General features: G+C 63.0%; 3 protein-coding genes and 1 pseudogene. 2 read left to right on the forward strand and 2 right to left on the reverse strand.

Annotation, left to right across the window (positions count from 1 at the left end):
• The first annotated feature begins 59 nt into the window (after window positions 1-59).
• Window positions 60-443 (forward strand): DUF6009 family protein, encoded by a 384-nt coding sequence (locus tag PV350_RS22865; protein ID WP_500335760.1) that lies wholly within the window; start codon window positions 60-62, stop codon window positions 441-443.
• Window positions 444-637: 194 nt separating this feature from the next.
• Here the strand turns inward: PV350_RS22865 and PV350_RS22870 are convergent, their stop codons facing one another.
• Both PV350_RS22870 and PV350_RS22875 read right to left on the reverse strand, forming a co-directional pair.
• The gene (locus PV350_RS22870; RefSeq protein WP_500335762.1) at window positions 638-4,228 is read right to left on the reverse strand and encodes a S8 family serine peptidase; all 3,591 of its coding nucleotides are present in this window, start codon (window positions 4,226-4,228) and stop codon (window positions 638-640) included.
• A 915-nt stretch (window positions 4,229-5,143) separates the two neighbouring features.
• Window positions 5,144-6,169 carry a helix-turn-helix domain-containing protein gene (locus tag PV350_RS22875; RefSeq protein WP_500335764.1) on the reverse strand — a complete coding sequence of 342 codons (1,026 nt, stop codon included), beginning with the start codon at window positions 6,167-6,169 and terminating at the stop codon, window positions 5,144-5,146.
• A gap of 1,605 nt (window positions 6,170-7,774) precedes the next feature.
• On the opposite strand from PV350_RS22875, the pseudogene PV350_RS22880 reads away from it, so the two are divergent.
• Window positions 7,775-8,128, forward strand: a pseudogene (locus PV350_RS22880) (transposase); the annotation flags it as partial.
• Between the last annotated feature and the right edge of the window lie 98 nt (window positions 8,129-8,226).

Consider the following 8,226-nt stretch of genomic DNA (forward strand, 5'->3'; position numbering starts at 1 on the left):
AAGGACGCAACCCTTCCCAGACTCGGTCCGGAAGCAGACAGGAAAGAGGGGCTGGAGCGATGAGCTCGCTACTGGAGGAGGACGCTCTCACCCACGAGGCGAACATCGTGTGGCTCGAGGACCCCACCAAGTTTGACTACGTACGGCAGGCACTGGACAAGACCTCCCGCAGAGCCGGCCGTCCCCGATATGCCCGCGACGGCCGCATGGTCGGTTACAGCACACTCAGCGAGGATGCAAGTCCCAACCCGGACTCAGGCCTGTATGAACGGCGTGTCTTCTTTCTGCTCCCCCACGACCGTGACCAGCATCCTGACGGAACCTACGAGCACGGCTCACCCGGCGAGGCAGTCGATCCCAGGACCCTCGAAGCCGGCAAAGTGGGCCGCAAGACCGACCGCTCACAAGGACGAGCTGCGCCTGCTGCTCAAGCTTCCGCCTGACCGCCGACACACACGGGCCCCGGCGCCTGTGTGCCCCCATTCACGGCCGTGGACCTGTGACAACTCGACGCCGGACTTCCCCGGGCAGCCGGTATCGGCTGGGCCGGCGCCCTGCCAGACACTGACAGGGCGCCGGATGACGAGGGCAGGCGTCCTAATCGGCCGCCGATGCCGTTTCGTCGCTTATGTAGCGATCACCGGGCGATACCCGCAGCCCTTGCGACGGTCTGCGTGATGGTGTTGCCGCGAGTGTCCCCGGCCTGCACCCGTATCGTGACGTACTGCGCTGCCTTCGGCGCCTTCAGCACGGTGCTGACCTTGCCGTTGCCACATCCGGTCAGGCGCGCGGTTGACCAGGTAGCTCCGTCGTCATAGGACAGCTCCACCTTCCTCGTCTGCAGGGCCGCATGGGGAGCGCCGGCCAGATGGACCGGTGTGACAAGCAAAGTCGCGTTGTGCGCTGCTTTCCCGTCGGTGGAGGTGGGCAGGTTGTAGTCGAGTTGCACAAGCGGGAGCTGCTCGGGCTTTTGTGCATTGCGCGGAGCGCCTGAGGTGAACGTCCACTCGGTGCGGGTGGACGTCGAGTACGGGAAATCGGCTGTGGCCTCGCGGCTACCGGTGTGCACCAGGCGGTAAGTGCCCTTCGAGGAGGACACCTCAGCCTGGACGTAGCCCCAGCCCGAAGCGAGCAGCGTACCGCCCCGATACAGTTCGGCCGTTTCCTTCACGGTGCCACTGCCGAACGAGTCGTAGGCGGCGTGGTTGCCGCCGGAGTCACCCCATGCCGGGACAGCGAGTTCGATGACGTTACCGGTGCGGGTCGGAGAAACGGACGCGTGGTCGTTGAATCGCGGGCGGAACACCGTGCCGAACCAGGTCACGTCCGTGGTGTGCCCCACCGGATAGCGGACCGGGCCGGAGTAGCTGGTAGCCACCGCTTGCAGGGTCGCCTCCTCCGACCAGGAGAAGGTGTTGTCCGCGGTGACGTAGTCGGTGCGATGTGCGCTGGATGTGCTCGGCAAGGTGCTGCCGACGTTGTACCGCGCCCACGGGTGCTGGTCGTAACGGTATTCGGACAAATCACGGCCATTGGGGTTGCGGAACGACACCTCGATGCGTGCCAGCTGCGACTGCTTCGGCGCATAGGTGAGGTCCGCGGGGATACGGCCCTTGAACGTGCGGACCAGGTCGTACAGGTAGTCGGTGTCGGGGTGGGATACGGCGTGCAGGCGCACGCTGCCCGACACGCTGGCGTCCACGCGGGAGATCAGCTTCTCGCCCTCGGTACGCGACACGCCCACGGCCTCGAGGGAGGTTTTGACAATCGATTCCTTCAGCCGTCCGTCAAGGGAGTTCACGAACAGCAGCAGCTTCACACCTGCGGCCTGGGCGGCGCGGACCTGATCATCCGATGTGTCACCGTCCACCCAACGTACGATGGCTGCCTTCCCAGCGGCGGCAACGCCCTCGTAGTCCCCCGCCAGACCCTGGCCGGGATGGATCAGATCAAGGCCGTACTCGCCCTCGGTAAGCATCTTCGAGCCGGGCATGACCCATAGGTCATCGAACTCCTGACCGCCTGCGGCGACCGACAGCTGCGGCTCCTGGTTGCGCCAGCGGGCGGTCAAGTACTGGTCGCCGTCGCGGCCCGGCGCCGTCGGCGCCGTCCAGATGCTGTCGAAGGCATCACCGATGATCTCGGTGTTGGTCACAGAGCTGCCGTCGGCGAACATCCGGTGGTAATCCAGGCGTCTGGTTACGTTCTGCGTGTTGCGAGGCGTCGCTACCGCGACCTCCCGCAGTTTTGTGCCGTCGAGCACCAGATCGATGTCGTCCGTGATGTCCACCTGCGGAATGACCAGCCGCGCGAAGCCCGCGGACGAGGCGCCGTGCGTACCCTCCACGGGAAAGTCGGCGACGACGGTGTACCGGCCGGGCAGCAGGAGATCGTCTGAGTTCCCGTCGCCATAGAGATGGCTGTAGTCCTGCTCGTCTCCCTTCCTGAAGAAGGAGATGAAACCGCTGGTGGGTTCACCCGAACGCCCGGTGATCTTCGTGCGCACGTGGAGGAGCCGCTGGCGGGTACTGACGCCGAGCAGGGTGCGCGTGCGTACGGTGCCGTCCGTGGATGCTGTGAGGTGGCCGGTCCAGCGTTGCAGTTCCCCTGCCTTACCCGGGTCGGTGGTGACGGCAGTGCTTGCGGTGCCGTGCGCGGGGACGCTCAGCCGCTTCTGGGAAATGGAGAACACATAAGCCGGGACCCCTGGTGCCTCCACCGCGAGGTCGATAGTGACGGCTTCGTTCGCGGTGTTGGTCCAGGTCGCAGTGGACACGTTGGTGCCCTGGTCCTCACCGGGCGAGTGGATGCCGGCGTCGATCTTGCCGGTGGCGGTGAGGGTGGCCGTAGCGGCAGCGGCGTCCACCCGGCCGTTACCACCGTCATCGGCGGAGATTTCCGGTGTCGCCTTGACTGTGCTGATCAGGGCGTCCTTGATTCGGCTGCCGGTCCAGTCAGGGTGTGCGGCAGCTACGAGAGCCGCCACTCCGGCCACGTGCGGAGTCGCCATGGAGGTACCGCTGAGACTGCGGTAGTACCCCGACCCCTCTGCGGAGTGCTGGGACCTTGCGGCCAGGATGTCGACACCGGGCGCCGTTATCTCGGGCTTGAGGGCGTCGTCGCCGTAGCCTGGGCCGCGACTGGAGAAGCTTGCGATGGCGTCCTCGGAATCGACAGCACCGACCGTCAGAGCCGCGCTGGCGGTTCCGGGAGACCCGACCGTCTGCGCGGTGGGACCGTCGTTGCCGGCGGCTATCGTGAACAGGGCGCCGGTCTCCTCGCTCAGCGCATCCACCGCACGGGCGAGCACCGTTTCGCCATCGGAGTTCGGGCCCGAGCCCAGGCTCATGCTGATCACTCGGGCGTGCACGTCTCGGGCGGCCCATTCCATGCCGGCCAGGATCCAGGAGTCGTACCCCACGCCGTCGTCGCCCAGGACCTTGCCAACGTGCAAGTCCACACCCGGTGCGACGCCCTTCTCTAGGCCGCCGGAAGCCGCACCATTGCCCGCGATGATGGACGCGACATGGGTGCCATGGCCAAGACGGTCAGTAACCTCTTCGCCAGGCACAAAACTCTGGCTGTCCTCGACGGCAGCCCTCAGGTCGGGATGGTCCGGGTCAAAACCGCTGTCTAGGACGGCGACATCCACACCCTCACCACTGTTGCCCCTGGACCAGACACCGGGGGCCCCGATCTGGGCAACCGAGTCGCTGAGAGTGGCCTTTGCCTTCCCGTCGAGCCAGACCTTGGTGACATCACCCTTCAGCTGGGGCGCTCTGCTGCTCGCACCGATTCGCGCAGGGGTATCCCCCTGTGTTCCGGTCAGGAAGGACCACAGGTCAGCCACGTGGTCCCGGTCGGCCGCCAACGCGACACCGTTGATGCTGGGCAGCTGCCGTACACCGGCAGCACCTGGCATGGCATCCGCCCTCCGACGCAACGCGGCCGCAGCGGCCTGTGCACCGTCACAGGTGATGATTAGCGGAAGATCCTCCAACTTGTCGTAGCCGTCGGCCACGAGTTGGGTCACATTGAACAGTCGCCGATCCAGGACGTTCCCGGCGAGATAGGGCTGCGCAGAGTCGGGATAGACGTAGGTATCGCCGCCCACTGTCACAACACGCGCGCCCGCGGGCTCGCCTTCGGGCCCCTCGACGGTAATGACGCCTGGTCCGCTCGACGTGGCAGGAGCGATGGTGACCTTGTCACCGGTAAGAAGGGTCACGACGGACTTGGCGGTGACAGCATGTTGCCTGGGGTGCGCAGCCTCACCTCCTGTCGGACTGTCAGCGAGAGCAAGCACCTGCGGAGTCGCCGCAAAGATCAGAAGGGCAGCCGCCAACGCGATTGCGCGTCGGCGCCTTCCCGGAGGATGGGGTATCAACGAATTCCCTCGATCGACTAGTTGCGCAGCCGACGGGAATGCTAGCCCTTGAATACGATCACGGAAGCTTCCGGGATCAACCTGTAACATCGCCTCAACTTTACTGGCGGACCACAGCATTGCCCACAGCGAACCCGTGAATTCAACTGTCGGCACCGCGTCGCGGGCGCCGCCGTACATCGCCGTGGCATCCCAAGTTGCCACGTCTTACAGCAGGTTTGAAGGACCGAGTGCCGCAGTTCTTGCCGGCGGCGGATGGCTCCTACTGCTCCCCCGCTCTCATCCAGCGCCGCTATTGAAGCTGATCGGTGGGGTCGCCTTGAGCCTAATGCATTGCGAAACCACCTGTGCGTACCCTTAAGCACAATCATGTTGGCGATGAGCTGTGGGCGGGCTCGGCCCACTCTGCCGAATGGCCTTGTCCAACACCCACCGCTCGGAGACTTGCTTAAGATCGAGGCATGCAGTGAGCGTCAGCATGATGGAAAGCGCGTTGCCCATCACGCGCCACCCCGAGCGGAACCGCGGCGCACAACCTCAGTCCCCCACGGCAACTCGTCTCTGGTCAGACTGCAGCCAGGATGCAATCGCAGAGGACCGCTCCGACGCAAGTCCGGCGAGGTCAGACGACTCTGCGACTTTGCACGTCCTCGCACCGCGTCGTCCCGGAGGGCATAGAGGGACCGTTGGTTCGTATCGCACGGCGGCGGAACCCCCGCGGGAATTCCTGCCTTCGGCAAGCGATCAGGATGCCCCTCAAGCCCTCCTCCCCCTGACCTGGTTCCTCAGGTACGCGGCAGGAGTATCTCCGTAGAGCGACTTGAATTGCCTTATGAAATGACTCGTGTCAGCAAAATGCCAACGCGCCGCGATCTCCGAGATTCCTACCCTACTGCCAGGATTCGTAAGTTCTTCGTGCGCCCGCTGCAGACGCCGCCGCCGAGTAAACGCCATGACGGAGTCATCCGATACCGCAAAGTAGCGATGCAGCGTCCGAAGCGATACTCCAACGCTTTGAGCCACCACCTGCGGAGTCAAGTCGCCGCTTTCGATATTCTTATCGATGAAGTTCTTGGCAGCTACGACCATGGCATTGGAATGACCGTACAAACCTGGCCCCGAACGCCCCGCAACGATGCCGGACAAAAGAGTCGCGCAAGCTTCCCGCGCCATGCTCTGTGCAGCAATCGAATCTTCGAGCTCGCCGCTACTCCTTTTGATCGCTTCCAAAAAACTGAGGAAGAAGCGGACTTCGGGGACGTCGACATCACACACGTACGCCCGATCGAAGACCCGAGGTGACCCAATATAAGGGATAACCAGGTTCCGAGGAATAGAGACGACATGCGCAACCGTCGCCGGCGCACAGGCGAAAGCCCATGAAGCCTTCGCATCCCTGATGCAAATCTGCCCGGGCTTTACGAGATGCTTCTCCTTCTTGCTCTGGAATTCAATCCACCCTGATGTCACTACGTCGGCAACGATCGGGTCATTCTCCAGGTCACTCCCCGACAGCCCGATCAAAGAGTCACAGTAGACTCGAGCGGACAGCAAACCATCTACGAGAATGCCGGCTGCATCAAAGCGGAATTCACGAGATCGGCCGGAGTCTGGTATGGACAGGCGCGTGAGATGCGCGAAGGGACCACGTTCCCAATCCAAGAATATCCGCTCGGCGTGCGGCGCTTGTTCAGCCGTGAGACTCACGGTGGCGTGATAATCTATAGAACTTTCGCGGTTCGGCGAGGAGTCCGTGCTATCTGTCAACTGATGGTCACTCATCTGCGCTATCCAGCGATCGCTGCAACTTTTCGCACCACGGGTTCAGCAACCGTCGCTACGTCTACATGCCTACTGGGTTTAAGGACGACAACGTTGGCGCACCTTCCCACTTTGGACGTCAGTATGACTCCCACTCGGGCAACTGCCGAGAGCTGTAGGTGATGTTGGCGTAAATATGCCGTCCAGTGACGCTCACATGCAATTCATGCATCACTTTTCCCGTACTCATGCCCTGGTTGCGACAGTCACTACTCCCCAACACCCCACCAAGCCAGCAGGAGTGACACATCGAAACCCATCCCGTATCCACTTTGAGATTTCATGAATGGGCGGCACGGTGTCGTGAGTTTTCGAGTAAAGGCCGAGTCGTGGCGATGAGAAGCCCCACGGCGACGCCCTTAGTCCACACCTCTTTCCCCAAAGCACCCAGACCAAGCGAATGAGCACGGCGGCGTAGGTTGCGAACCGTCTTCATCGTTCAGCACCTCGAGCCGCTGCTCACGGCCTCGTCACATGAGTCCAAGGTGAGGCGGTGGGCGTAGGCAATTGGTGGCTCCAACCGTTCCTTCGCAGCATCGCATCTGCACAGTGGCCGGCGCCGTGATGCTCCCGTGAACCCGGCAGCCGATGAGCTTCTTCATCCGCGACAGGATCCAGTCTGGTCCGGCCACCCATGCCCGACAGCCTCTTGGCACGCCCCACTTCCAACACTTCAGAGCCGAACCACCGCCGTGCCGCAGGGTCCGCAAGCCTGCCCCTGCCCCAGCCTCAGCGCCTGCCATGAACCACCGGACACGGACCCATGACAGCTCACGACTGCCCTGCCGCTCTCACATGACCGCCCTTTGCCGGGTGCCCGTCCATGTTTACAAACCACACCTCGCTACAAAACCCAACACATCACGACATCACAGGTGGCATGAATATTCCAACAAGTCGGCACTAATATCCAATACTCCAGAATGGCGATCTGGTTAGTTAGTGATCAAGCAAAGCGAGGACATGCGCGGGCAGTTCGTCAGCCGATTTTGAACTGCTCGCTTCATGGTGCATGCGCAGCCGATCCTTGCTATTGCCGCGGAGATCATGGCACTTCCTCAGCACCACCCCCCCGAGGAAGTGTCATGATCTTCCTACTTGATCCATAATTCCAGTTGCATCTCATGCCAGGCGTCCTGCAGCCTCAGCCGGCAGAGCACTCGGACCGCAACGCCCCTTCGCAGCACTCCATTTCCCAGATCTGTGGCGTACCGGTTACCACCTGATCCGGATATTTCGCCGTCGGATTAAGGCTCCGGATGTAAAGACATGTCCACCGAGGCCAAGCGCAACGGCAGATACGGACAGGTCAGCGACAAACACGTCAACCACCACACCGGATCTGCCCGCAAAGGTGGGACAGGCACCAGGGCCAACCCCGTCGAGCTGGCCCTCCCCAAAGCTCCGCAAGGCAATTGCCTTCCGCACTGGCTCCTGGAACGACGGCGCGGGGCCGAACAGGCCAGGCTCAGTCACGGCAGCTGTAGTTCCGGCGTCTGCGCTGGTCAGGAGCTTGTGTGGTCCCTGCTGTGGGCATAGGTACGGCCACCGTGATCATGAACGTTTGTGACGACGTATCAAAACCAGGTGGCCGTGGAGGCGACGATAGCCCGGGCTGCGTGGGGCAGGCTGTTCGGGGCGGCTATGGATGCGATCGCGGGCTGCTTCGCCCCGCGTGAGACCCGTGCCACGGCGGCAGAGATGGTCACCGGGCTGCTGGCGGAGGTGGACACGCGCAACTGCTGGACGCTGGCCGAGGCCCTCGGGCATCCAGGCCCGCACCGGCTGCAGCACCTGCTTTTACGGGCGAGGTTCGACCATGATCGGGCCCAGGAGGAGATCGTCCACCTGGTCGTGCGTGAACTCGATGGTCAGGATGTCGTACTGGTCGCGGACGAGACCGGGGATGCGAAGTCCTCGGGCTCAGCCAAGATTTTCGTGAAGCGATAACGCAGCGTCATGACGGTTCGGTGTGCACGGTTGTGCTGTGCTGCGCCGGTGACGCGCTGGTTGTGGCA

The organism is Streptomyces sp. PA03-6a (assembly GCF_033792765.1).
Classification (GTDB): Bacteria; Actinomycetota; Actinomycetes; order Streptomycetales; family Streptomycetaceae; genus Actinacidiphila.